The 22,365-nt window shown below is 46.2% G+C and carries 24 protein-coding genes, 1 tRNA gene and 1 riboswitch; of the genes, 11 read left to right on the forward strand and 14 right to left on the reverse strand.

Annotated elements, in window-relative coordinates:
• Nucleotides 1–205: 205 nt before the first annotated feature.
• Nucleotides 206–277 (reverse strand) — tRNA-Arg (locus tag LGO15_RS21300).
• A 365-nt stretch (nucleotides 278–642) separates the two neighbouring features.
• Here LGO15_RS21300 and clpP point away from each other — a divergent pair.
• Complete coding sequence (gene clpP, locus LGO15_RS21305) at nucleotides 643–1,248, forward strand: ATP-dependent Clp endopeptidase proteolytic subunit ClpP (protein WP_167833114.1); 606 nt, start codon at nucleotides 643–645, stop codon at nucleotides 1,246–1,248.
• Nucleotides 1,249–1,304: 56 nt separating this feature from the next.
• On the opposite strand, the gene LGO15_RS21310 is transcribed toward clpP, so the two are convergent.
• The 6 genes from LGO15_RS21310 to trxB form a co-directional block, all read right to left on the reverse strand.
• On the reverse strand, nucleotides 1,305–1,562 hold the full coding sequence (locus LGO15_RS21310) for an HPr family phosphocarrier protein (protein WP_041967465.1): 258 nt from the start codon (nucleotides 1,560–1,562) through the stop codon (nucleotides 1,305–1,307).
• Between the two features lie 22 nt (nucleotides 1,563–1,584).
• A complete protein-coding gene (whiA, locus tag LGO15_RS21315) occupies nucleotides 1,585–2,532 on the reverse strand; it encodes a DNA-binding protein WhiA (protein WP_226085834.1) in 948 nt (315 codons plus the stop codon).
• A 127-nt stretch (nucleotides 2,533–2,659) separates the two neighbouring features.
• A complete protein-coding gene (locus LGO15_RS21320; RefSeq protein WP_226085835.1) occupies nucleotides 2,660–3,643 on the reverse strand; it encodes a gluconeogenesis factor YvcK family protein in 984 nt (327 codons plus the stop codon).
• Nucleotides 3,640–4,533, reverse strand: a complete 894-nt coding sequence (rapZ, locus tag LGO15_RS21325; protein WP_167833117.1) for an RNase adapter RapZ — start codon at nucleotides 4,531–4,533, stop codon at nucleotides 3,640–3,642. The genes LGO15_RS21320 and rapZ overlap by 4 nt, the downstream gene beginning before the upstream one ends.
• Nucleotides 4,534–4,563: 30 nt before the next feature.
• Nucleotides 4,564–5,022 carry an NUDIX hydrolase gene (locus tag LGO15_RS21330; protein WP_167833118.1) on the reverse strand — a complete coding sequence of 153 codons (459 nt, stop codon included), beginning with the start codon at nucleotides 5,020–5,022 and terminating at the stop codon, nucleotides 4,564–4,566.
• 493 nt (nucleotides 5,023–5,515) lie between these two features.
• Nucleotides 5,516–6,466, reverse strand: a complete 951-nt coding sequence (gene trxB / locus LGO15_RS21335; RefSeq protein ID WP_226085836.1) for a thioredoxin-disulfide reductase — start codon at nucleotides 6,464–6,466, stop codon at nucleotides 5,516–5,518.
• A 345-nt stretch (nucleotides 6,467–6,811) separates the two neighbouring features.
• Nucleotides 6,812–6,920, forward strand: a riboswitch (TPP riboswitch).
• A gap of 122 nt (nucleotides 6,921–7,042) precedes the next feature.
• On the opposite strand from trxB, the gene tenA reads away from it, so the two are divergent.
• The 9 genes from tenA (at nucleotide 7,043) to LGO15_RS21380 (ending at nucleotide 14,457) form a co-directional block, all read left to right on the forward strand.
• Complete coding sequence (gene tenA, locus LGO15_RS21340; protein WP_226085837.1) at nucleotides 7,043–7,732, forward strand: thiaminase II; 690 nt, start codon at nucleotides 7,043–7,045, stop codon at nucleotides 7,730–7,732.
• Nucleotides 7,733–7,759: 27 nt separating this feature from the next.
• Entirely contained in the window at nucleotides 7,760–8,341 is a 582-nt protein-coding gene (locus LGO15_RS21345) for an ECF transporter S component (RefSeq protein ID WP_226085838.1), read from the forward strand.
• A gap of 14 nt (nucleotides 8,342–8,355) precedes the next feature.
• Entirely contained in the window at nucleotides 8,356–9,828 is a 1,473-nt protein-coding gene (locus tag LGO15_RS21350) for an ABC transporter ATP-binding protein (RefSeq protein ID WP_226085839.1), read from the forward strand.
• Nucleotides 9,812–10,612: an energy-coupling factor transporter transmembrane component T family protein gene (locus tag LGO15_RS21355; protein WP_226085840.1), complete on the forward strand. Its 801-nt coding sequence runs from the start codon at nucleotides 9,812–9,814 to the stop codon at nucleotides 10,610–10,612. The genes LGO15_RS21350 and LGO15_RS21355 overlap by 17 nt, the downstream gene beginning before the upstream one ends.
• A gap of 109 nt (nucleotides 10,613–10,721) precedes the next feature.
• Entirely contained in the window at nucleotides 10,722–11,348 is a 627-nt protein-coding gene (locus tag LGO15_RS21360; RefSeq protein ID WP_226085841.1) for a thiamine phosphate synthase, read from the forward strand.
• On the forward strand, nucleotides 11,332–12,453 hold the full coding sequence (gene thiO, locus LGO15_RS21365; protein WP_226085842.1) for a glycine oxidase ThiO: 1,122 nt from the start codon (nucleotides 11,332–11,334) through the stop codon (nucleotides 12,451–12,453). Before LGO15_RS21360 ends, thiO begins: the two co-directional genes overlap by 17 nt.
• 14 nt (nucleotides 12,454–12,467) lie before the next feature.
• Entirely contained in the window at nucleotides 12,468–12,671 is a 204-nt protein-coding gene (gene thiS / locus LGO15_RS21370; protein ID WP_226085843.1) for a sulfur carrier protein ThiS, read from the forward strand.
• 2 nt (nucleotides 12,672–12,673) lie between these two features.
• Nucleotides 12,674–13,441, forward strand: coding sequence for a thiazole synthase (locus LGO15_RS21375; protein WP_226085844.1), 768 nt, complete (start codon nucleotides 12,674–12,676; stop codon nucleotides 13,439–13,441).
• Nucleotides 13,438–14,457, forward strand: a complete 1,020-nt coding sequence (locus LGO15_RS21380) for a MoeB/ThiF family adenylyltransferase (RefSeq protein ID WP_226085845.1) — start codon at nucleotides 13,438–13,440, stop codon at nucleotides 14,455–14,457. Before LGO15_RS21375 ends, LGO15_RS21380 begins: the two co-directional genes overlap by 4 nt.
• A gap of 102 nt (nucleotides 14,458–14,559) precedes the next feature.
• On the opposite strand, the gene LGO15_RS21385 is transcribed toward LGO15_RS21380, so the two are convergent.
• Complete coding sequence (locus LGO15_RS21385) at nucleotides 14,560–16,068, reverse strand: tetratricopeptide repeat protein (protein WP_167833129.1); 1,509 nt, start codon at nucleotides 16,066–16,068, stop codon at nucleotides 14,560–14,562.
• Nucleotides 16,069–16,448: 380 nt separating this feature from the next.
• On the opposite strand from LGO15_RS21385, the gene LGO15_RS21390 reads away from it, so the two are divergent.
• A complete protein-coding gene (locus tag LGO15_RS21390; protein WP_226085846.1) occupies nucleotides 16,449–17,378 on the forward strand; it encodes a nuclease-related domain-containing protein in 930 nt (309 codons plus the stop codon).
• Nucleotides 17,379–17,435: 57 nt separating this feature from the next.
• On the opposite strand, the gene hisIE is transcribed toward LGO15_RS21390, so the two are convergent.
• From hisIE to hisD, 6 genes are read right to left on the reverse strand one after another with little or no spacing between them, the layout of a single operon-like run.
• On the reverse strand, nucleotides 17,436–18,179 hold the full coding sequence (gene hisIE / locus LGO15_RS21395; RefSeq protein WP_226085847.1) for a bifunctional phosphoribosyl-AMP cyclohydrolase/phosphoribosyl-ATP diphosphatase HisIE: 744 nt from the start codon (nucleotides 18,177–18,179) through the stop codon (nucleotides 17,436–17,438).
• Nucleotides 18,176–18,934: an imidazole glycerol phosphate synthase subunit HisF gene (gene hisF, locus LGO15_RS21400; protein WP_226085848.1), complete on the reverse strand. Its 759-nt coding sequence runs from the start codon at nucleotides 18,932–18,934 to the stop codon at nucleotides 18,176–18,178. The genes hisIE and hisF overlap by 4 nt, the downstream gene beginning before the upstream one ends.
• Nucleotides 18,934–19,665 (reverse strand): 1-(5-phosphoribosyl)-5-[(5-phosphoribosylamino)methylideneamino]imidazole-4-carboxamide isomerase, encoded by a 732-nt coding sequence (gene hisA / locus LGO15_RS21405; protein ID WP_226085849.1) that lies wholly within the window; start codon nucleotides 19,663–19,665, stop codon nucleotides 18,934–18,936. The genes hisF and hisA overlap by 1 nt, the downstream gene beginning before the upstream one ends.
• A complete protein-coding gene (gene hisH, locus LGO15_RS21410) occupies nucleotides 19,662–20,303 on the reverse strand; it encodes an imidazole glycerol phosphate synthase subunit HisH (RefSeq protein ID WP_226085850.1) in 642 nt (213 codons plus the stop codon). The genes hisA and hisH overlap by 4 nt, the downstream gene beginning before the upstream one ends.
• Nucleotides 20,304–20,359: 56 nt before the next feature.
• The gene (gene hisB, locus LGO15_RS21415) at nucleotides 20,360–20,947 is read right to left on the reverse strand and encodes an imidazoleglycerol-phosphate dehydratase HisB (RefSeq protein ID WP_226085851.1); all 588 of its coding nucleotides are present in this window, start codon (nucleotides 20,945–20,947) and stop codon (nucleotides 20,360–20,362) included.
• Between the two features lie 24 nt (nucleotides 20,948–20,971).
• Entirely contained in the window at nucleotides 20,972–22,240 is a 1,269-nt protein-coding gene (gene hisD, locus LGO15_RS21420) for a histidinol dehydrogenase (RefSeq protein ID WP_167833136.1), read from the reverse strand.
• Between the last annotated feature and the right edge of the window lie 125 nt (nucleotides 22,241–22,365).

Raw genomic sequence — 22,365 nt, forward strand, 5'->3', positions numbered from 1 at the left:
TAATTGCACCTTCAGCGGCTAGAATTGCGCTATCTAACACGATAATTGCACCAAAGCAGTCCAGAATTGCACCTTCATCCTCAATAATTGCACCGTATCCCTAATTTTAGGGGAAAAGAAAATAAAAAAGGCTTTCGAGGAGACCAGACAAAACTTGGACAGTTTTATCTGATCACTCTCAAAAGCCACTTAAATACTTATTCTACGCCCTCGGCAGGAATCGAACCCACATCTCAAGAACCGGAATCTTACGTGCTATCCGTTGCACCACGAGGGCATGTTAATAGTTGGCGTTACGCTTACCTATTATAGGATATGTTCAGTCCCTTTGCAAGCAGGTTTTTTTGGAAGCTCAGGACTGCTATTTGTTTAAAAATAACAATCTTGGGTAAGATGGATACGGTACAGCAAATTGGAATATACATTATTGTCGAACAGTTTATGCAGGCTTTACAAGCGATTCGTTTGACCTTTATTGACCATGCGTGTATCATTAAACTACATAGGTGTTCTGGCAAGCGAACCAGTTTATGCCAGCCTGCAATCTGCCTTTTTAGGGCAGTACCCTGCTTTTATTATAAAGACTGTTATGCCTTTAGTAAATGCAGTGAAATGATCTTACGTTAAAGGAGGAAAACAAACATGAACTTGATTCCTACAGTTATTGAACAAACGAATCGGGGCGAAAGGGCATATGATATTTATTCCCGCCTTTTGAAGGATCGCATCATTATGCTTGGAAGCGGAATTGATGACAATGTTGCCAATTCCATCGTAGCCCAGCTGCTTTTCCTGGAAGCTGAGAATCCGGAAAAGGACATTTCTATCTACATCAATAGCCCGGGCGGCAGCATTACTGCCGGCATGGCAATCTACGATACAATGCAGTTCATCAAGCCGGATGTACAGACAATCTGTATCGGTATGGCTGCTTCAATGGGTGCATTCCTTCTTGCTGCTGGTACGAAAGGCAAGCGTTACGCCCTGCCAAATGCAGAAGTCATGATCCACCAGCCACTTGGCGGTGCTCAGGGACAGGCGACAGAAATTGAAATCGCTGCGAAGCGCATCCTTTTCCTTCGCGAAAAGCTGAATACGATTCTTTCCGAGCGCACTGGCCAGCCGCTTGAAGTCATCGCGAAAGATACGGACCGCGACAACTTCATGACTGCTGAGCGCGCGAAGGAATATGGTCTGGTTGACCAGATTATCACTCGCAACGTACTAGAGGAAAAGAAAGACAAGTAAGCTCAATCAAAAACTCGCTTCCTTTAAATAGGAAGCGAGTTTTTTAGGGTTTATTTTTAGTTTTCCTTTTGGATGTATTCAGCAAGCTTCTCCACTGCCTCTTCTTCATCATTGCCTTCAGCGATCAGATTCACGGATGCGCCAGCGCTTACAGCTAAGCTCATCAATCCCATGATGCTTTTCGCGTTCACTTTTTTACCGTCTTTCTCGAGAAAAATATCGGATGAGAACCTGTTTGCTTCCTGCACGAACAATGCCGCAGGACGCGCCTGTAAACCCGTTTTCAACTTCACTTCCACCTGTTTTTCAACCATTGCTTTTTCCTCCTCTAGCCCTCTATTTATTTGTAATTTGCCCGGCACGCAGTTTATCGGCTATTTCATCGATCTTTCGCAGCCGGTGATTGATTCCTGATTTGCTGATTGATCCACCGCTGACCATTTCACCCAACTCTTTAAGGGTTACATCCTGGTAGTCAACACGGAGCTGAGCGATTTCCCTCAGTTTATCCGGCAAAATTTGCAGGCCGACGGTATCCCGTATGTAGCGGATATTTTCCACCTGTCTTAATGCAGCACCAATCGTTTTATTCAAGTTAGCTGTTTCACAATTCACGAGACGATTAACTGAGTTTCTCATATCGCGGACAATCCGGATATCCTCAAATCGCAGCAGTGCATTATGGGCGCCAACGATGTTCAGAAACTCTGTGATTTTTTCTGCTTCCTTCAAATAGGTGATGAACCCTTTTTTGCGCTCAAGCGTTTTGCTGTTCAGGCCGAATGTATTCATCAGTTCACATAATGAGTCATTATGCTCCTGGTACATGGAGGCAATCTCCAAATGATAGGAAGATGTCTCCGGATTGTTCACAGAGCCTCCTGCGAGAAATGCGCCTCTTAAATAAGAACGCTTACAACATTTCTTTTTCACGAGTTCCGGCGAAATTTCGTGGATTATTTCAAAGCCTTCTCCTAAAATCTTTAAATCCTCCAGAATTTCCCTGGCTGATTCCTTAAGGCGGACAATATAAACATTATTCTTTTTCAGCCGCATTTTTTTACGCACCAGCAGCTCGACCTGAACCTGATAACTTTTTTTGATCAAGGTATAGATGCGTCTGGCAATCGCGGCATTTTCCGTCTGTATGTCTACGATGAGTTTGCGATTTGAGAAGGAAAGGGAACCATTCATCCGGATTAAAGCGGACAGTTCCGCGTCAGCGCAGCAGCCCTTCACGTCGATATTCGTGAGTTCCTTTTTTGTTTCCGAAGCGAACGACACCTTCTCACCCCCCTGGTTATATAGCGCCGGCTTAAGCACAGCAGCTGATTTTGTCTTTTTCTCTTAGGCGCCTGAAGAATACCAGTGCACCTACCCCAAAAGAGAGACAAACGCTTGCATCCTATATTTACGCGTTATATCTCTTTTTGGTTTCATCTATTATCATAGAATATAAAATTTCTGAAACTTTTTTTGTATCATGCCTGATGACATTGCCGTCGAGTTCTGCGATTTCATCCTGGACGACTTCAATTCCAAGTGCCGTCAGCCGGTCAAGGTCAAAATGGACAGGCTGTGCTAACTCCTCTTTATAGCGCAGCTCGACATCCGGCGGGATGGTCTCGCTGTTCACAAGAATCGTATCAATAAAAGCACAGTCCATATGGTCATAGATCGCCTTGATATGATCACTGGCGGCAAAATCATGCGTCTCACCTGCCTGTGTCATCAGATTGCAGATATACACCTTGCGCGCTGTCGCTTTGCACACTTCCTTGCCAAGCCTCTTTACGAGCAAGTTCGGCAGAATACTCGTATACAAACTGCCAGGACCGATCACAATCAAGTCAGCTTCCCTGATGGCCTGGAGCGTTTCAGGCAAAGGCTTTACGCCTTCCGGATTCAGGAAGACCCTTTTGATCCTTTTTCCAGAGTAAGGAATCTTGGACTCGCCCCTGACAATGCTGTCATCCTCCATCACTGCATTCAGCATGACACTCCTGTTTGCTGCCGGCAGTACTTTTCCGCGGACATTCAAAACCTTGCTCATTTCCTGAATCGCATGCACAAAGTTTCCGGTGATTGATGTCATCGCAGCAAGGATCAGGTTTCCGAGCGAGTGGCCAGACAATTCATTGGCTGTATTGAACCGATGCTGGAACATCTCTTCAATCAGCGGCTCCACATCTGATAGTGCTGCCAGGACATTCCGGATATCACCGGGCGGAGGAATATGCATATCCTCCCGCAATCGGCCGGAGCTGCCGCCATCATCTGCGACTGTGACAATCGCCGTAATATCGACAGGGTGCTTTTTCAATCCGCGCAGCAGGACAGGGAGTCCGGTTCCACCCCCGATGATGACGATTCTCGGCAAACCATCATTCATCATTTTAGAAGTCCCTGCCTTTTATCGATATCACGGTGAGTCACACGGGTATGATAGTCTTTTTCGAAAAACTTGGCGATATGTTCAGCCAATGCAACGGAACGATGCTGTCCGCCTGTGCAGCCAATGGCGATGATTAGTTGCGCCTTTCCTTCCCGCTTATAGTGTGGAAGCATGAAACTAAGCAGATCCGTCACTTTTTCCAGGAACTTGGACGTCTCATTCCATTTTAAAACATATGTCGACACGTCTTCATCAAGACCAGTTTTCGGACGCATATGCTCTATATAATGCGGATTCGGCAAAAAGCGGACGTCAAAAACCAGGTCGGCATCAATCGGTATTCCGTGCTTGAAACCAAAAGACATGACATTCACGGTGAAAATTGTCTTTTTATTCACGGAAAACTCTTCAAGAATTTTTTCGCGGAGATCCTTCGGCTTCATGCCCGTTGTTTTATAAATAAGCTGCGCCCTTCCCTTCAGCTCTTCCAAAAGCTCGCGCTCAAGCTGGATGCCTTCAAGCGGCAGTCCTGATGGAGCTAACGGATGTGAACGCCTTGTTTCTTTATAGCGGCGTACTAGTGTGGAATCCTCCGCATCAAGGAACAATACTTGCGGTGTCACCCATGAAGTTTCCGCCAAATCATCAAGCGCTTTGAATAAAGAGTCAAAAAATTCACGTCCTCGCAAATCCATGACAAGCGCCACTTTGTTCATTTTTGTGCCAGATTCCTTCATTAACTCCAGGAATTTCGGGAGCAATGTCGGCGGCAGATTGTCGACGCAGAAGAATCCTAGGTCTTCAAAACTCTGGATCGCGACGGTCTTACCTGCGCCAGACATACCTGTTATAATGACGAGCTGGGTATCAGTGCTTGAACCGGTACTCATTTCTCTTTCCCCCTGCAAATTATTATATGATCAGTTTGGATCGAGCCTGTAGTTGATCAGCTCAAAATCCGGTGTATAAGTAAAGGTGCCATAGATAATTCCTTGTCCATGGACCATGTATTCCAATATGTGATGGTCTCCCGCTGCCATTGGCAGGTCTTTGATGTCATCAAACCCATGCCATTCAAGGGTTCCTTCCTCACATTCATCCAGGTTGATTCCATCTGCCTCAGTAGCGTAAAACGTGAACATCATCCATTCCGATACGACTTGATCATCTTCCTTGATGACAAATGTAAAAATCCCTTTGATTTGAGGATTGCGAAGATAGATCCCTGTTTCTTCACGGAATTCCCTGACACACGAATCCTTCACGGTTTCTCCTGGTTCCATTTTTCCGCCTGGAGCCACCCACCAATTTCGGCGCGGCTTTTGCAGCAGTAAAATTTTTTCATCTTTTACTAAAACACAATTCGTCACTCGCTGCATCCAATCCACCTCTTTATATGTGCGTGCAATAGGCACGTTAACGTTTTCATGATCCAAGCTGTTTCAGAGTCCAAACAACATCCAAAATCAGCTTTTACGAAAAAACAATCATGTAAGATAGCCGAACTTTTATTCTTTCCATTATACTATTTTTAGTTTTTCGCCACAATGAATACAAAGATGATATTTTTGTTAAAGAATGATGAGGAACATTGAATAAGAATTTTAGCATGGATATGGTGTTATAATCCTTTGAAAAAGCCTGTTTCACTTTTTTGCAAAAAAAAGAGCACAGGATAACCTGTGCCGTCAAAGGATTATATTTTTAAAAGGGGGTCAATTTCTATTCCTATAATACCCCATGATTGTTTCACTACTGTTACAGTAGAATTAATAAATAATTACGTTTTGTTAATTTATGCCGAGACATGCTGTTTTTACCATAAGCTTGAAAAAAACCCGCTGATGTGATCCAGCGGGCTTGGCGTCTATATTATGCGTTTGCTTTCAATTCTTCAACCAATTCTTCTACATAGTGCTGTGCGTTTTGCGCCGCGATACTGCCATCGCCTGTAGCTGTAACGATCTGGCGTAGCGTTTTTTCACGGATGTCGCCAGCTGCGAAGATGCCAGGCACTTTCGTTTCCATACGCTCGTTCGTTTCGATATAGCCATTGCTGTTCGTGATGCCGAGGCTTTCGAACGGCTTTGTCAAAGGAACCATTCCGATGTAGATGAATACGCCATCTGCCACGAATTCCTGCTCAGCGCCGTCCTGTGTTGAAACAAGGGTCACGCTGCCGACCTTGCCATCTTTATCGTTGATCTGCTTGACTGTATGATTCCAAATAAAATCAATTTTGTCATTGGCAAATGCACGGTCCTGAAGGATTTTTTGGGCACGAAGCTCGTCACGGCGGTGAACGATTGTCACTTTTGAAGCGAAGCGAGTCAAGTACACGCCTTCTTCTACCGCTGAGTCTCCGCCGCCGACCACAACAAGTTCTTTATTTTTGAAAAATGCGCCATCACAAACCGCACAGTAAGATACACCGCGGCCGCCTAACTCCTGCTCGCCAGGAACGCCAAGCTTTTTGTACTCCGCTCCTGCAGAGATGATGATGGAGCGCGCTTTGTATTCCTTGTTGCCAGCCTTGATTGTTTTATATTCTTTGCCGTCGATGACTTCTTTTACATCGCCGTAAGCATATTCCGCACCGAACTTTTTCGCGTGGTCGAACATTTTAGTCGATAGCTCAGGTCCAAGAATGTGGTCAAATCCCGGGTAGTTTTCCACTTCTTCTGTATTGGCCATTTGTCCGCCTGGCACCCCGCGCTCTAGCATCAATGTAGACAAGTTCGCACGTGATGTATAAACAGCTGCCGTCATCCCAGCTGGTCCAGCTCCGATGATAATGACGTCATAAATTTTCTCTTCTGACATGGTGTACAACTCCTTTGAATATCATAATCCGTTAAATTTCGGTTTCATACCATAATTAGTATTTCCTGCCTAAACATATCCTATAAAACAACTGTATCATAGTCCAAAAATATGCTTAAGTTCACGGAATTGACATACACTTATTCTTATACCCTTTAATGTATACAAAATTCATAAATCCCGTCTTATTGCTAAATAGTACAAACTTCAACCCAAAAATCCAACGAATCATCCCTTCTTGTTATGCAAGAGCTTATTTGTGAATTTTGATGCCAGCTTCAATATTGACAATTTTGTGAAGGATGATATGATAATTTACAGAAAATAAGATTAATAATAGAATTGTTTTACCGCTAGGGGAGCCTTTCGTTAAGGCTGAGATTAAAGTGAAACTTTAAGACCCTTTGAACCTGATCTGGATCATACCAGCGTAGGGAAGTGGAGTATCTGGAGCATCATGCTTTTATCTTGCTGCCAATACAGCCACTTTCTGCCTGCAGAAAGTGGCTTTTTTATTGGAAAAAACAGCATTCTTCACCATAAGGATGTTGAAAAATTACTTATCAGGAGGTTGTTATGTCTACTTTTACACAGTTGATCCGTCAAGAAGCAAGGGAAATTTGGGAAGCAAACTTGGACCATCCATTCGTGCAAGGAATCGCAAAGGGAACTTTACCGCTTGAAAACTTCCGTTATTATGTCTTGCAGGATTCTTATTACCTTTCACATTTTGCGCGCATCCAGGCCATTGCCGCCTCAAGAGCCGAGGAATTATCAACTACAGCAAAAATGGCGGCCCATGCGCAGGGTACATACCAGGCTGAGCTTGGCTTGCATGAACAATTCATAGGTCAGCTCGGTGTCACTAAGGAAGAACTTGAAAACTTCAGACCAGCGCCTACAGCCTATGCGTATACCTCCCATCTTTACCGTGTAGCTGCTTCCGGCAGCCTTGGGGAAATCATTGCCGCCATCCTTCCCTGCTACTGGATTTATTACGAAATTGGAGAACAGCTGAAGCATGCATCGCCTGCAACTCCTATTTACCAGGAATGGATCGCTGCGTATGGAAGCGATTGGTTCAGCGAGCTTGTAAACGAGCAGCTCACCCTCCTTGATGCCATTGCCGAAAGTGCTTCCGATAAAGAAAGAGAAAGAATGAAGCAGCATTTTATCTACAGCAGCCATTACGAGCTTAGGTTCTGGGAAATGGCCTGGACACTTGAAGGCTGGTCGGTAAACAACGAAAAAACAATCGTCCAGTAAGCTGGAGATCAGAAGGGGAGATGAAAAATGTCAAAAGGATTAAAACTGACAGATATTTTAGTTACTGTCGTGATTTCAATTGCGTTCGGGATTATCTATAAAATTTGGGGGCCACTGTACTACGCGCTCAAGCCGCTAGGGCTCCATCTAGATCAATTCATCTATGGAATGTGGTTCATCGCTGCAATAGTCGCTTTTCTGGTTATCCGAAAACCTGGCGTTGCTCTTCTTGCCGAGGTAGCCGCTTCATCCGGGGAATTCCTGATGGGTTCTGAATTTGGACTTGAGGTATTGATCTACGGCTTTGTCCAGGGATTGTTTGCGGAGTTGGTTTTGATGGCTTTTGGCTATAAACGTTCTGGAGTGATTGTTGTCAGCCTTGCCAGTATTGCAGCATGCGCAGGCTCATTGATGATGGACTTTTACAAAGGGTATATCGAAGACCTGGCCGCGTGGAACCTCGCATTATTAATTGCCATGAGGACTGCAGGGTCCATTCTGTTCTCCGGCCTGCTGGCACTGGGGATTGCAAAAGCGCTGGAGCGGACAGGAGTTGCAAATATCCTTAGACCAGCTTCTCAAGATGACTTCGATTCATTGAACCAATAAACAGGGGTGATTGGATGCCAATAATATCTTCATTTAAGAAGCTGAGATTGAAGTTTCCTGGCACGAAAGACCTTCTCTTCAAGGACCTATCCATATCATTTGAAAAAGGAGAAAAAGTGCTCCTGCTTGGTCCTTCAGGATGTGGCAAGTCGACTCTGTTACAGGCACTTTCGGGGCTGATCCCAAATTCCGTTGATGTGCCGATTAAATTCGAAAGCAGTATTCATCCTGAATCCTGGGGGTTTGTCTTCCAGGATCCAGACACCCAGTTTTGTATGCCATATGCGGATGAGGAAATTGCTTTTGTATTGGAAAACATGAATGTTCCCAGAAAACAAATGCCCAAAAGGATTGACGAACTTTTGTCGCTTGTAGGTCTTGATCTTAAGGACCACCATTCCAGGATCAATACCTTTTCCGGGGGTATGAAACAGCGGTTGGCCATTGCATCTGTTCTTGCCCTTGATCCAGAGGTCCTGTTCTTTGACGAGCCTACCGCGATGCTCGATCCAGAAGGGACAAAGATGATCTGGGAAACGGTAAAAACCATATCCACTGATAAGACAGTGATCATCGTAGAGCATAAGATTGAACACGTTATCGACTTTATTGACCGGATCATTGTGTTTGATGCAGCAGGAACCATTATTGCCGATGGCAACCCCGAGTCCGTTTTTATTTCCTGCAGAAATGAATTCCTTAAAAATGGAATCTGGTTCCCGGGAGTATGGGATCAGTACAGAGCACCTTCATCCATTTCAAGCAAGCCAGATTTCCAACTTAAGAAGGAAGTATTTTTAAAAAACTTTATAAGTTTCCGGCATAAAGAAACCAAAATCAAGATCAAGCATGCTGAAGCGAAGTCTGGCGACTGGATTGCGGTAGCTGGCAAAAACGGAGCCGGCAAAAGTACATTGCTTTTGTCGCTCATCCAACTGCTGAAAACGGACGGGACCTATCAAGTAAACGGACGGAATATTCGGCGGAATAAGGACATTTCGAGCGAGGCTGGTTTTGTTTTTCAAAATCCTGAACTTCAATTCGTTGCGAATACAGTTTTTGAGGAGCTCGCGTTAACTTTCCGGCAAAAACATGATGAACAAGAAACCATTGAGAAAAAGGTTACCGAGCTGTTGATGCTGTTCAATCTCTCAGACCAAAAAATTCTTCATCCGTACCAGTTATCGATGGGTCAAAAGCGCCGCCTTAGCGTTGCGACAGCTCTTGCCCAGAATCCTGCCATCCTTCTTCTTGATGAACCGACTTTTGGCCAGGATTCAAAAAATACATTTGCCCTGCTTGAACTTTTAGAAAGTTACCGAAAAAGCGGGCACATCATTATCATGGCCACCCATGATAAGCACATAATCGAGCACTTTGCCACAAAGGTATGGGATGTCATTGACGGTGAAGTGATGGTTAATAACAAAAAGATAGAAGAAGAAATGGCAATTTCAGCGGAGGCCAGCCATGCATATTCAATTTGACAATAAAGTGACCTGGCTTCATAAAATCAACCCCAGCGTGAAACTATTGGGAGTCGCATGCCTGTTTTTTGCTGTCCTGTTCATCCATAACCTGAACGTGATGATCCTCTTCACTTTGGGACCTGCACTATTGTTTCTCTTTTTTACAGGTCATCCTTTTAAGCGGATTCTGCTTTTCTCTATTCCATTTCTGCTGATTTTCCTATCGACTTCTTCGTCGATGATCTTGTTCGGGAAGGGAGAATTGACCCTATTTAAATGGGGCTTGATCCATATCACACAGGAAAGTCTTTTTAGGGGAATACACCTGGGTTTCAGGGCACTCGTCTATGCGATGCTTGGACTCACCTTCGCGCTGACGACCAGTCCGGTCCTGCTGTTCTACTCCTTGATGCAGCAGCTGAAGCTGAACCCAAAATATGCATACAGCTTCATGGCAGGCATCCGGTTGATCCCAATCATGATTGAAGAGGTAGCCACCATCAGATATGCAAGGACGGTCAGAGGAATCCAGAATACCTATACGGTTGGAGGAATTTTATCATCCATCAAAGGCTATTCCATTCCCCTGCTTTCCCAAAGCATACGCCGCGCATACAGAATCGCGGTGGCAATGGAATCAAAACGGTTCACACAAAGCAGAAAGCGCACCTATTACTATGAAATAGGCTTTTCCAGGTACGACCTGCTTTTCATAGCTTACTTCGCCATAATTCTGTCGCTTGTCTTTTACATTTCCGGACATTATCCGCTTTTCCCTGCAGTCGATGTCCGGTCATTATGACACCATGATAAGTTTCCCGTCATGCTGCTTTAATTACTAAAAAAACAAGCCAGCCTCCGAATGCTGCAGGTTCCATGAACACCAATGCTGGCCTTGAGAAAGGTGAATAATGAAAAAACAACTGCATGTCATATCAGACGGAAAGCTCACATTAAAAGCATTTGCCGACATTGCCGGGAAAATCAACCCATTCATTGACAGATTTCATTTGCGTGAAAAAAAGCTCACTGCAAAGGAAATCGCCGCGGGAGTCGAAATGCTTCTTAATAAAGGAATACCTTCCGAAAAAATCGTTGTCAATGATCGAGCCGATGTCGCCTGGTCATATAACACCTGCGTCCAGCTCGCCTATCATAGCCTTCCAATCGCCCTTGTCAAACAACAATTCCCGGGAATCAGGGCTGGCTGTTCCGTTCATTCATACAGTGATGCCCTTGAGGCAGTAAGAGAAGGTGCAGACTTTCTTCTTTATGGCCATATTTTTGAGACTCAGTCAAAAGAGGGCCTGCCGGGGAAAGGCCTTCACGAACTGACAGCGATAAAAGAAATTGTGGATATTCCCGTTATTGTCATTGGCGGCATTAAGCCTAGAAACGTCGAGTCGGCAATATCGGCCGGGGCAGACGGAGCAGCTGTGATGTCAGGAATCCTTCAATCCAATGATCCCGTTCATGCCGCTTGGTGCTATTCACAAAAAATCAAGCAAGGAGGTACTCTGCATGAAAAAGACTTATGATGCCATCATAATTGGCGGCGGCATCAATGGCAGTTCGATTGCCTATCAATTATCAAAACGAGGACGAAGTGTCGCCGTCATAGAAAAAGGACGGCTGGCTGGCAAAGCATCCGGCGCAGCAGCCGGGATTTTGGGAGCTCAAACAGAGCTTACCGATGATGGGCCCTTATTCCAATTCGCCAGAAAAAGCCGAGCCATGTTCCCTGTATTGGCAAGAGAGCTTGAAGAGCTTTCGGGTGTCCATGTCGGCTTACAGAATAAAGGCATGTACAGGGTGGCTGCAACCGAAAAGGAAGCCTTTGACTTAAAAGCATTAATAGAGTTTCAGACAAGATCTGGTGAGAAAGCAGAATGGCTGGCCATTGAAGAATTAATGGAATGGGAGCCAAATGTTTCAAGCAGCCTGCTTGGAGCCATGTTCATCCCGGAAGACGGCCAGGTGGATGCGCGTGAGTTGACCATTGCCTTCGCAAAAGCAGCGATGGTGAACGGCGTAGAGTTTTACGAGTTTACGAGTGTTAATGATTTGATCATTGAGAATGAAAAAATATTGGGCGTAAAAACCGACCATGGTCCTGTTTATGCAGATTCAGTCGTGGTCGCAACAGGCGCATGGAGCCCCTTTTTAACAGAGAAAACCGGTCTTTCCCTGCCAATTTCTCCTGTAAAAGGAGAGTGCTTTTCCGTGCTTACAGATAAGCCGCTCATCAAGGGAACTATTTTTTCTCATGGATGCTATATCGTCCCAAAGAAATCCGGGAGGCTTATTGTCGGTGCAACAGTAAAGCCGAATACCTTTGATGAAAGAGTCACAGTAGATGGAATCTCCACCCTTATGGAAAAAGCAAAGCTCCTTGTGCCCGGCATTGCCGATTCCGAAATGGAGCGGGCGTGGACCGGGATTCGGCCCCTTTCCGAAGACGGCTTGCCTTTTTTGGGGGAGCATCCATCATGCCGTAATTTATTTATTGCAGCCGGGCATTTTCGGAATGGGATTTTGTTGTCCCCTGCAACCGGGGAACTGATGGCGGATTTGCTGGATGGGAAAACGAAGGATTCTGGACCCTTCCGGCTGTCACGGATTACTGAGAGCGTAAGAGCATGAAAGGAGAATTAGTCATGGAGCTGATTATAAACGGGGAAAGGATGAACATTCCCAGCCAAATTAAAACTGCTTCAGAACTATTAAACTATTTTCAGCTTGAAGAAAAAGTTTTAATCGTCGAATTAAATGAAGCTATTTTAGAAAAAAGTGCCCATCAGGATACCAGGCTGTCCGATGGTGACCGAATTGAAATTGTACATTTTGTAGGAGGCGGATGATCATGCTAAAAATTGGACCATACGAATTCAACTCCCGTTTATTGCTCGGGACCGGGAAATACCCAGACTTTGATATCCAAAGGAAAGCTGTAGAGGAATCCGGCACAGAGGTGCTTACTTTTGCTGTTCGGCGCATGAATATCTTCGAGGCAAACCAGCCCAATTTTCTCGAACAGCTAGATTTAAAGAAATACAAGCTCCTTCCAAACACAGCAGGAGCTAAGACCGCAGAGGAAGCTGTCCGGATTGCGAGACTTTCCAAGGCCTCGGGTCTCTGTGATATGGTGAAGGTTGAAGTCATCGGCTGTGACAAAACCCTCCTCCCTGACCCGGTCGAGACACTAAGAGCTTCAGAAATTCTATTAAATGAAGGATTCATCGTTCTGCCTTACACGTCAGACGATGTTGTTCTGGCAAGGAAGCTGCAGGAGCTCGGCTGCCATGCCGTCATGCCTTGCGCCTCGCCAATCGGCTCTGGACAGGGAATCATCAACCCTCTTTATCTGAAATTCATCATTGAGCAGGCAACCGTACCGGTGATTGTCGACGCCGGGATTGGCAGTCCGGCAGATGCTGCTGCTTCCATGGAACTCGGAGCGGATGGTGTCTTGCTGAATACTGCCGTCTCTTCAGCGAATGATCCGGTAAAAATGGCTAAAGCTATGAAGCTAGCAGTAGAAGCGGGCAGATTTGGTTTCGAGGCCGGAAGAATGCCGAAAAAGCATTACGCTTCCGCCAGCAGCCCTGCTGAAGGGATGATCTTTAGTTGACCAGCAGGTACTCCCGCCAGGAATTATTTGCGCCAATCGGCAAAGAAGGCCAGGAAAGACTTCGGAGCAAGCATGTCTTAATGATCGGCGCAGGCGCTCTAGGCGCGGCAAACGCCGAACTCCTCACCAGGGCAGGAATTGGCAAACTGACAATTGCCGACAGGGATTATGTGGAATGGAGCAACCTTCAACGGCAGCAGCTTTATTGTGAAGAAGATGCACTGGATAGAATGCCAAAAGCAGTGGCATCAGCCAGAAGGCTAAGGGCCATTAATTCGGATGTTGAAATCATCCCCCATGTAGTGGATGTCGGCGTCCAGGAGCTGGAACAATTGACCGATGGTGTGGATTTAATCATCGATGCGACGGATAACTTTGATATCCGCCTGTTGATCAATGATATATCGCAAAAGTATAAGATTCCCTGGATTTATGGAGGCTGTGTCGGGAGCTATGGCTTGAGCTTCACGATTCTGCCCGGGACGACCCCATGCCTCAACTGTTTATTGGAGACAATTCCATTGGGAGGAGCCACCTGTGATACAGCCGGTGTGATCCAGCCTGCCATTCAGATGGTTGTCGCGCACCAATCAGCGGAAGCGCTCAAAATCCTGACAGGTGACTTCGATTCTCTGCGAAATAAACTTGTCTCATTCGATGTATGGAACAATCAGTATCGAACAATCAACGTCTCTTCCCTGAAAAAGGCATCCTGCCCTTCGTGCGGGGAAGACCAAACATACCCGTTCCTCTCTTATGACAACCAGACAAAGGCTGCCGTCCTCTGCGGAAGGGACACGGTCCAAATCAGGCCAGGGGCCAATCAGGTAAGGAATCTCGACCATTTGGAGAGGACGCTGGCCGCACAAGGAATCAAGACGCAGCGCAATCCGTTTCTGCTGTCTTTTCCAGTCGATTCAGCGAGATTGGTTGTTTTCAAGGATGGAAGGGTGTTCGTCCATGGAATCAAAGACATTTCCGAAGCAAAAACACTTTACCATCGTTTCCTAGGCTAATAAACATAACTCAGAATGCAGTGTCATTGCCATATCGGGCAATGACACTTTTTACATAAAAAAAGCTAACCCTTCTATTAGATAGATGGGTTAGCTTTAAAATTAAATGCTGTCTTCCTCGTGAAGAAACTCGTTTGCCAAATTTATATATTTGGTCAGAGTTGATACGGACAATCCGTATTTCTTTGCGACTGCTGCTTTTGAGGTCTTGATGTCTCTTAGTTTATCCCACAGATAATCAACCGCTGCGGCCCAAGCCTTTTGGTTCTTGAAGTCATAGCCAGCTTCAGCTGCCTGCTCAAAAACCGAGAACCACATGATGTAGACACCCGCTTCATTTTTACCGATCGGCTGGTGGTGGTCATAAAGGAGCTTCGCCGTTTCATGCGCGCCCTTCACTTCTTCTTCCTTACTGTTCAGTTTACCGGAACTCACATACGCAAGGTATGATTTTTCCATTTCGGTCATTTTATCCGTTGATGTCTCCGCCGAGAGAATCTCCTTCTTTTTAGCGGATAGCGATGTAAGGAATAGCGCAAAAAGCCGTTCCTCCGGATAATCGCTGTTCAGCTGGTTAAGGATTGCTGAAACCTGCGTTTCGAACTTTACATCCGGTTTGTCAGCCCAAGGCTCCATTCCCTCTTTTTCAGGACTGAACTCGAGCACCTTTTTCCAGGCTGATACTGCTGTATTTTCCCTGCCGGTAAAATAGGAAGCATGCGCCAACCAGTAATAGAATGCACCGTCACCTTCAAAACCGGTTTTTTGCAACTTCTTCAGCCAGCGGTATGCCAGCTCGTACTCGCCGACAAGCGCAAATGTAGCGCCAAGCTTGAACTGATGTTCAACGTGGATCGGGTGGATTTTTTCCAGGGAATTCTTAAGGTCCTGGCCTTCCTTCTCCTGTCCCTGATAATGCGCAAACACAAGGGCATTGCACAATGCATGCAGGTTGCCTGGGTTCCGCTCAAGCACATCATTCAGGATGTCACGCGCCTTCGTCGTCTCGCCGAGGTAAAAATACGCCAGCGCCAGATTATTGTAAGCTGACCAGTATTCCGGATACTCCTCGATGACCTCCTGGAAGATCTCAATCGCCTTCGGAAACTCTCCCGATTCCAAATGATTGCGCGCTTCCTCCTGCTTGACGATCAGGTCATCCTCTTCATAATAATCCTCATCCATTTCTTCCGCTTCCATCGTCAGAAGATCAAGCAGGTCGTTCGCATCCTCGGCAAACTCACCGTCTTCATTCAATTCCAAATAAAGATTGGCATGCCTGAACGCATCGCGGAACAATCCCAGGTGAGCATAGTTATTCGCTAAGAAATAATGGCACTCTGCCATGTTTTCATCGAGTTCTTCGAGGACCAAGTGCAATAGGCGGTTAGACTGCTGGTATTCACCCATCTCCGACAGCACAATCGCCAGCTGGCAAACGATCATCGGCTCGCCAGGCTCAAGATGCATCGCACGCCGGAAATACTTCTCAGCCTTTTTAAGGTCCCGCCTGTGAAAAGCCTTGACCCCTTTGGTGAAATAATACTCACCAGTCGGAACGAATGACAGCAATTGGCCTTTTTGCTTCATTGCTTTAGAGTCTTTTCCCATATGATCCTCCATTTGTATTTTAGTAAATCCATATCCTTTGAACCTTTGAATTGTATAAGAACACACATACAGTGTTTTATCGAAGCAACTTTAACTAATGTAGTATAACATACGGACAGAGTGTTCGAGAAGGTGTGGATTTGAATTTGTAATTGGAGAGGGCGATTTCGGGGAGTTGGTCGATATATTGCGAAAAGTGGTCGATATAATTAAAAATCCGCTGATATATTGCCAAATGTGGTCGATAAAATCAAAAATCCGCTGATATATTCCAAAATGTGGTCGATATAATTCACTAGTCGTTAATCTATATGTTATAAGAAGGTATTTTCAGTGATGCCATCGAATATTACAGTACCAATATTAAGGAGTGATAGAATTTGATTGAAAAAAAAAGAGAATATCCTAAAGAAATCATGATTTTAGAAGCGATAGTAAGGCGTTTTCCTCCTGATGACTTCAAAAAAGCAGATTTCGAAAAGAAACTTTATCGGAAACGTGCAGGTTATAAAGGAGAAAAGACGCTGGATTACTTTTTAGAGCAAATTGATCACTCTAATATGGTGATTTTGCACGATTTCAGGATTCCGATTAACAGTACTCACTTCCAAATCGACACCCTCATCATTACCCCACACTTTCTCCTCATCATCGATTCCAAAAATTTAGCAGGTACACTTATTTTCCTTCCAGAATTCAATCAATTGATACGGATACAAAATGAAATAGAAGAAGTTTTTCCCGACCCGATCCTCCAGACTAAAATACAGGCATCTCAATTACGAGCATTTCTAGAAAAGCACCATTTGACGCCTCCGCCGATTGAATACCTTGTTGCCATAAGCAATACGCAGGCCCTCATTAAAAATCCAACCAATGACAAGGAAGTCAGTTATAGAGTCTTCAGGTCTGCAAATGTCACTTTCAAAATCCCGCCATTTTACAGAAAGCATCCCCAGTCACTCTTATCCAAAACTGAAATGAAAAAAATCTCCAAACAATTAGTAAAGGCACATGTGCCATTGGTTCCAGACCCAAAGTCGATGAACCTTCCATTTGATAATATGGCTAAGGGTGTTCAGTGTCCTGCATGCGAGGCATTCGGTATGGATTACCATCAGGGGAAATGGACTTGCCAAGGCTGTGGACATAAAGCTGCGGCCGCCCACTTACAGGCATTGAGGGATTATTTCCTTCTTTACGGCCCTTCTATTACTAACAAGCAATTTCGTGATTATATGAAACTAGAATCTACCTCAACCGCAAAACGACTCTTAGCTTGTGGATTTGACCTCTCTCGGCACGAATAAAGGACGGACCTACTCTCCGGGAAAAAACTTCTTTGATTAAGTAAAACCCAGCGCAATCTATTCTTCTGCGCTGGGCTTTTTTCTTTTATTCAATACTGCCAGTACCTCTTTCAGCGGCAGCTTTTGTTCCTGCAGCAGGACCATCAGATGGTAAAGCAGGTCGGCGGCTTCCCATTTCAGTTCTTCTGGGTCACGGTTTTTGGCGGCAATGATGACTTCCGATGCTTCTTCGCCGACTTTTTTCAAAATCTTGTCGACACCTTTTTCAAATAGATAGGTAGTGTAGGCGCCTTCTGGCATTTCCTGTTCGCGCTTGGAGATCGTTTTTTCCAGCTGGAGCATGACGGCGAAATCGCTCAGGGAAGCAAATTGGTCCGCAGTTCGATTCAGCGAGCTTTCTGAATTGCTTAGTGAAGCAAGTTGGTCGGCGGAGGGATCCATCCTGCTATCTGAGAGTTCCGCTGAATCACGCTCAACAGAACGCTCCAACAGATTTTCCGAAAAACAGCTGACTGCTCCTGTGTGGCATGCCGGTCCGGCGGGGTCGACTAGCACTACAAGGGAATCTCCGTCACAGTCATATCTCATCTCGACGATTTTCTGGGTGTTACCGCTCGTTGCGCCTTTATGCCAAAGCTCCTGGCGGGAACGGCTGTAAAACCAGGTTTCTCGTGTTTCGAGCGACTTCCTGAGAGATTCTTCATTCATATAGGCAACAGTCAGGACTTCACGTGTCGTTTCATCCTGGACGACTGCGGGTATCAGGCCATTGGCATCAAACTTCAATTCATCTAGATTCATCGTACGGTCACTCCTTTTTCGCGGAGATGGGATTTTACTTCTTTTACAGAGGTTTCGCGATAGTGAAAGATTGATGCAGCCAGTGCGGCATCGGCTTTTCCTTCGGTAAAAGCGTCAACGAAATGGTCGGCGTTTCCTGCACCGCCAGAGGCAATCACCGGAACAGTCACCGCTTCACTCACGGCTCTAGTCAATGCGAGGTCAAAGCCTTTCTTTTCGCCATCACTGTCCATGCTTGTCAGCAGGATTTCCCCTGCTCCAAGGCGGACAGCTTCTTTTGCCCAGTCAATCACTTCCCACTCTGTCGGTGTCCGGCCGCCATGAGTATACACTCGCCATGAGCCGAGCTCTGGGTCGTATTTCGCATCGATGGCGACGACAATGCACTGGGCTCCGAAGAAATCAGAGCCTTCTGAGATTAGTTTCGGATTTTTGACAGCTGCGGTGTTCAAGGACACTTTGTCAGCCCCAGAACGAAGCATCTTTTTCATATCATCAAGTGTGTTGATGCCGCCGCCGACGGTGAACGGGATGGCCAGCTCTGAAGCGACTTCCCGGACCACCTCGACCATCGTCTTCCTCCCTTCAACGGAAGCAGATATATCAAGGAAAACAAGTTCATCGGCTCCTTGCTCATCGTAAAATCGAGCCAGTTCCACAGGGTCGCCGGCATCGCGGAGCTGCACAAATTGCACTCCTTTTACGACGCGGCCTTCTTTCACATCAAGGCAGGGTATGATCCGTTTGCTCAGCATCAGGACTCCCCCAATTCAAGCGCAGATTTTACCGAAAAGCGCCCTTCATAAATCGCTTTGCCGACGATCGCGCCGCTGACGCCATCTGCCCTTAGCTGCCGAAGCGCACCTAAATCGTCAAGCGAGCTGACCCCTCCGGAAGCGATGACACTTTTGCCTGTCTCCATAGCAAGCTGGCGGGTTGCCTCCAGATTCGGTCCGGCTAACGTACCGTCCGTGGCGATATCGGTAAAAATGAAGGTCTCTGCTCCGGCGTCTGCAAATCTTTTGCCAAGGTCCACAGCACTTACCTCTGAAGTATTCAGCCAGCCATGTGTCGCGACGAAGCCATTTTTCGCATCTAGGCCGATGGCAATTTTTGCTCCATACTTCCTGACCATCTCCTCAGCGAATTCAGGATTTGACACGGCAATGCTGCCGATGATGACACGACTGACGCCATTTTCAAGATAGTGGTTAATATCATCTTCACTCCGAATGCCGCCGCCTATTTGGACGTTCACGCCCAGCTCTTTTGCTGCCTGGATGACGAATTGATCGTTCACACGCTTGCCATCCCTTGCGCCATCAAGGTCGACCATATGAATCCATTTTGCCCCTTCATCTGCGAATTTCTTCGCCATTTCAAAAGGAGAATCTCCATAAACCGTTTCTTTGTCATAATCGCCTTGCAGCAGTCTTACACATTTTCCGCCGCGCATGTCGATCGCCGGGTAGATTGTGAATTTCATGAGTCTGTCTTCCTTTCTGTTGCAAGGTTCGCAAAATTGCGGAGCAGCGCCATTCCCATATCACTGCTTTTTTCCGGATGGAATTGCATCCCGAAGATATTTTCCCTGCCAACGATGGCCGGCACTTCAACATCATAATAATCGCCGACCGCCACCAGGACGTCAGGATTTTTCGTTTTTATATAATAAGAATGGACAAAGTAAACATAACCTTCTTCAAGAGAGGCTAACAATGGAGAATCCCCGATAAAACGGAGCTTGTTCCAGCCCATATGCGGAACCTTATAGTTTTCCCCGACTGCTGTCTCACCTGAAAAACGTTCCACTTTACCAGGAAGCAGGCTCAAACCCTTTGTCAGCCCATTTTCCGTGCTTTCTTCAAACAACAGCTGCATGCCGAGGCAGATTCCGAGCACGGGCTTGCCAGTTGCGGCAAAATCACGAATCATTTGGGTCAGTCCAGTTCGGTCCAATATATCCATTGCATCACGGAATGATCCGACGCCAGGGACGAGCAGTGCATCTGCTTCCATTAAATTGCCTTTATGTTGTGATATGAAATATGGCGCATCCAGCCGTTCAAGCGCTTTGCTGACGCTGAACAGATTGCCCATGCCGTAATCGACGATGCCAATCATGAGATAACTTCCTTCCTATTAGCGAGTTCGTTTTTTCTCCTGGGGGAACTGCGTTGTTACAGCATCCCCTTCGATGAAGGCACTCCTTTTACCCGCGGGTCGATGGTCGTTGCTTCATCAAGCGCGCGGCCAAGGGCTTTGAACACCGCTTCAATCATGTGGTGAGTGTTTTTACCGTAATGGACGATAACATGCAGGTTCATTCTTGCTTCAAGCGCCAGCTTCCACAGGAATTCATGTACCAGCTCGACATCAAAAGTGCCGACCTGCTGAGCTGGGAATTCTGCGCGCATCTCGAGGTGCGGGCGGTTGCTGAGGTCGATGACCACCTGCGCCAGGGCTTCATCCATTGGAACAAAGGCGTTGCCATATCGTTTGATGCCTTTTTTATCGCCTAGTGCTTCGCGGAGCGCTTGTCCGATACAGATGCCAATATCCTCGGTTGTATGGTGGCCATCTACCTCCACATCACCCTTGGCATCCACTTTCAAATCGAATTGGCCATGCTTTGCGAATAAATCAAGCATATGGGAAAGAAAGGGCACTCCTGTATCAAGTTTCGTTTTCCCTTCACCATCGATGCTGAAATCCAAATCTATTTTTGTTTCATTTGTATATCGATTCACCGTTGCTATGCGTTCCATCAGCGTTCCCTCCATCTACTTTCATTACGATTTAAGTCTTGCTTCGACGGCCCTTGCATGGGCTTCCAAACCTTCTAGCCTGGCGAACTCTGCAATCTTTGATCCGTTGTCAACCATCGCTTTCTCGCTGTAAAGGATAATGCTCGATTTCTTTTGAAAATCTTCGACACTCAAAGGACTTGAAAAGCGAGCTGTGCCGTTTGTTGGCAGGACATGGTTCGGTCCGGCAAAATAATCACCTACAGGCTCCGAGCTATATCTTCCCAGGAAAATCGCGCCGGCATGCTTGATTTTACCGAGAAGCTCCATCGGATTCTCCGTGACGATTTCGAGGTGCTCCGGTGCCAGCTGGTTGATGGCACTGACTGCTTCATCCATATCTGCTGCAACATAAATCGCTCCAAAGTTTTCGATTGCCTGTGCAGCGATTTCCTTTCTAGGCAATTGTGAAAGCTGTTTGTACACTTCATTTTGAACATCTTCTGCAAGAGTACGGGATGTTGTCACTAAAACGGCACATGCCCGCGGGTCATGCTCTGCCTGGGAAAGCAGGTCTGCTGCAATTTCGTTGGCTCGGGCGGTGTCGTCGGCGAGGATACCAATCTCGCTTGGTCCAGCAATCATATCTATTGCGACGTCGCCGAACACCTCACGTTTTGCCAGGGCGACATAGATGTTTCCTGGACCTGTGATTTTATCGACCGGCTTGATCGTTTCAGTGCCGTATGCGAGTGCTGCAATCGCCTGTGCTCCGCCGATTTTATAGATTTCTTTTACCCCGGCAATATCCGCGGCAACGAGTACGCCTGCCGGAAGCTTTCCATCCTGCCCTGGTGGTGACACCATCACGATTCGCTGAACACCCGCGGTTTTTGCCGGGATGACATTCATTAACACCGATGAAGGATAAGCCGCCGTCCCGCCCGGCACATATACACCGACAGAATCGAGCGGCGTTACTTTCTGGCCGAGCATCGTTCCATTTTCCTCCGTTGTCATCCATGACGGACGCAGCTGCTTTTCATGATAGTTACGGATATTATCAGCTGCCTCTTTTATAATGTCCACGAGCTGGCTGCTGACCGATTTATAGGCTTCTGAAATTTCATCGTCTGTCACCATAAAATCATCGAGCGCCACTTGATCAAACTTTTTTGTAAAAGTCCTGAGCGCCTGGTCACCTGAAGCACGTACCTCTGCGATAATGCTCTGTACCGCTTTTCTCTGCTCTTCGGTTCCGCCATCTACCGTCCGTTTGAGTGACAAACTTCCATCTATTTGTAAAATCTCCATGGAATTCAAATCCTTTCAGATTCACGATCTATTACATCTCGATTGAGTTTCTTCAGCATTTTCGGGCCTTTAACTAAGATAATCCGTATGGCTTATAATCGAGATGACATCATTCGCTTTCAATC

Source organism: Mesobacillus sp. S13 (genome assembly GCF_020422885.1).
GTDB classification, from domain to species: Bacteria; Bacillota; Bacilli; order Bacillales; family Cytobacillaceae; genus Mesobacillus; species Mesobacillus selenatarsenatis_A.

Coding starts and splice junctions, on each gene's coding strand:
- hisH (WP_226085850.1), bottom strand. CDS start 20,303: ATGATTGGCATCGTCGATTACGGCATGGGCAATCTGTTCAGCGTCAGC.
- rapZ (WP_167833117.1), bottom strand. CDS start 4,533: ATGAGTACCGGTTCAAGCACTGATACCCAGCTCGTCATTATAACAGGT.
- LGO15_RS21360 (WP_226085841.1), top strand. CDS start 10,722: ATGAAAAAACAACTGCATGTCATATCAGACGGAAAGCTCACATTAAAA.
- clpP (WP_167833114.1), top strand. CDS start 643: ATGAACTTGATTCCTACAGTTATTGAACAAACGAATCGGGGCGAAAGG.
- LGO15_RS21345 (WP_226085838.1), top strand. CDS start 7,760: ATGTCAAAAGGATTAAAACTGACAGATATTTTAGTTACTGTCGTGATT.
- LGO15_RS21320 (WP_226085835.1), bottom strand. CDS start 3,643: ATGATGAATGATGGTTTGCCGAGAATCGTCATCATCGGGGGTGGAACC.
- hisF (WP_226085848.1), bottom strand. CDS start 18,934: ATGCTGAGCAAACGGATCATACCCTGCCTTGATGTGAAAGAAGGCCGC.
- LGO15_RS21350 (WP_226085839.1), top strand. CDS start 8,356: ATGCCAATAATATCTTCATTTAAGAAGCTGAGATTGAAGTTTCCTGGC.
- thiS (WP_226085843.1), top strand. CDS start 12,468: ATGGAGCTGATTATAAACGGGGAAAGGATGAACATTCCCAGCCAAATT.
- hisD (WP_167833136.1), bottom strand. CDS start 22,240: ATGGAGATTTTACAAATAGATGGAAGTTTGTCACTCAAACGGACGGTA.
- hisIE (WP_226085847.1), bottom strand. CDS start 18,179: ATGAATCTAGATGAATTGAAGTTTGATGCCAATGGCCTGATACCCGCA.
- LGO15_RS21385 (WP_167833129.1), bottom strand. CDS start 16,068: ATGGGAAAAGACTCTAAAGCAATGAAGCAAAAAGGCCAATTGCTGTCA.
- trxB (WP_226085836.1), bottom strand. CDS start 6,466: ATGTCAGAAGAGAAAATTTATGACGTCATTATCATCGGAGCTGGACCA.
- tenA (WP_226085837.1), top strand. CDS start 7,043: ATGTCTACTTTTACACAGTTGATCCGTCAAGAAGCAAGGGAAATTTGG.
- LGO15_RS21330 (WP_167833118.1), bottom strand. CDS start 5,022: ATGCAGCGAGTGACGAATTGTGTTTTAGTAAAAGATGAAAAAATTTTA.
- hisA (WP_226085849.1), bottom strand. CDS start 19,665: ATGAAATTCACAATCTACCCGGCGATCGACATGCGCGGCGGAAAATGT.
- LGO15_RS21375 (WP_226085844.1), top strand. CDS start 12,674: ATGCTAAAAATTGGACCATACGAATTCAACTCCCGTTTATTGCTCGGG.
- LGO15_RS21310 (WP_041967465.1), bottom strand. CDS start 1,562: ATGGTTGAAAAACAGGTGGAAGTGAAGTTGAAAACGGGTTTACAGGCG.
- hisB (WP_226085851.1), bottom strand. CDS start 20,947: ATGGAACGCATAGCAACGGTGAATCGATATACAAATGAAACAAAAATA.
- LGO15_RS21355 (WP_226085840.1), top strand. CDS start 9,812: ATGCATATTCAATTTGACAATAAAGTGACCTGGCTTCATAAAATCAAC.
- thiO (WP_226085842.1), top strand. CDS start 11,332: ATGAAAAAGACTTATGATGCCATCATAATTGGCGGCGGCATCAATGGC.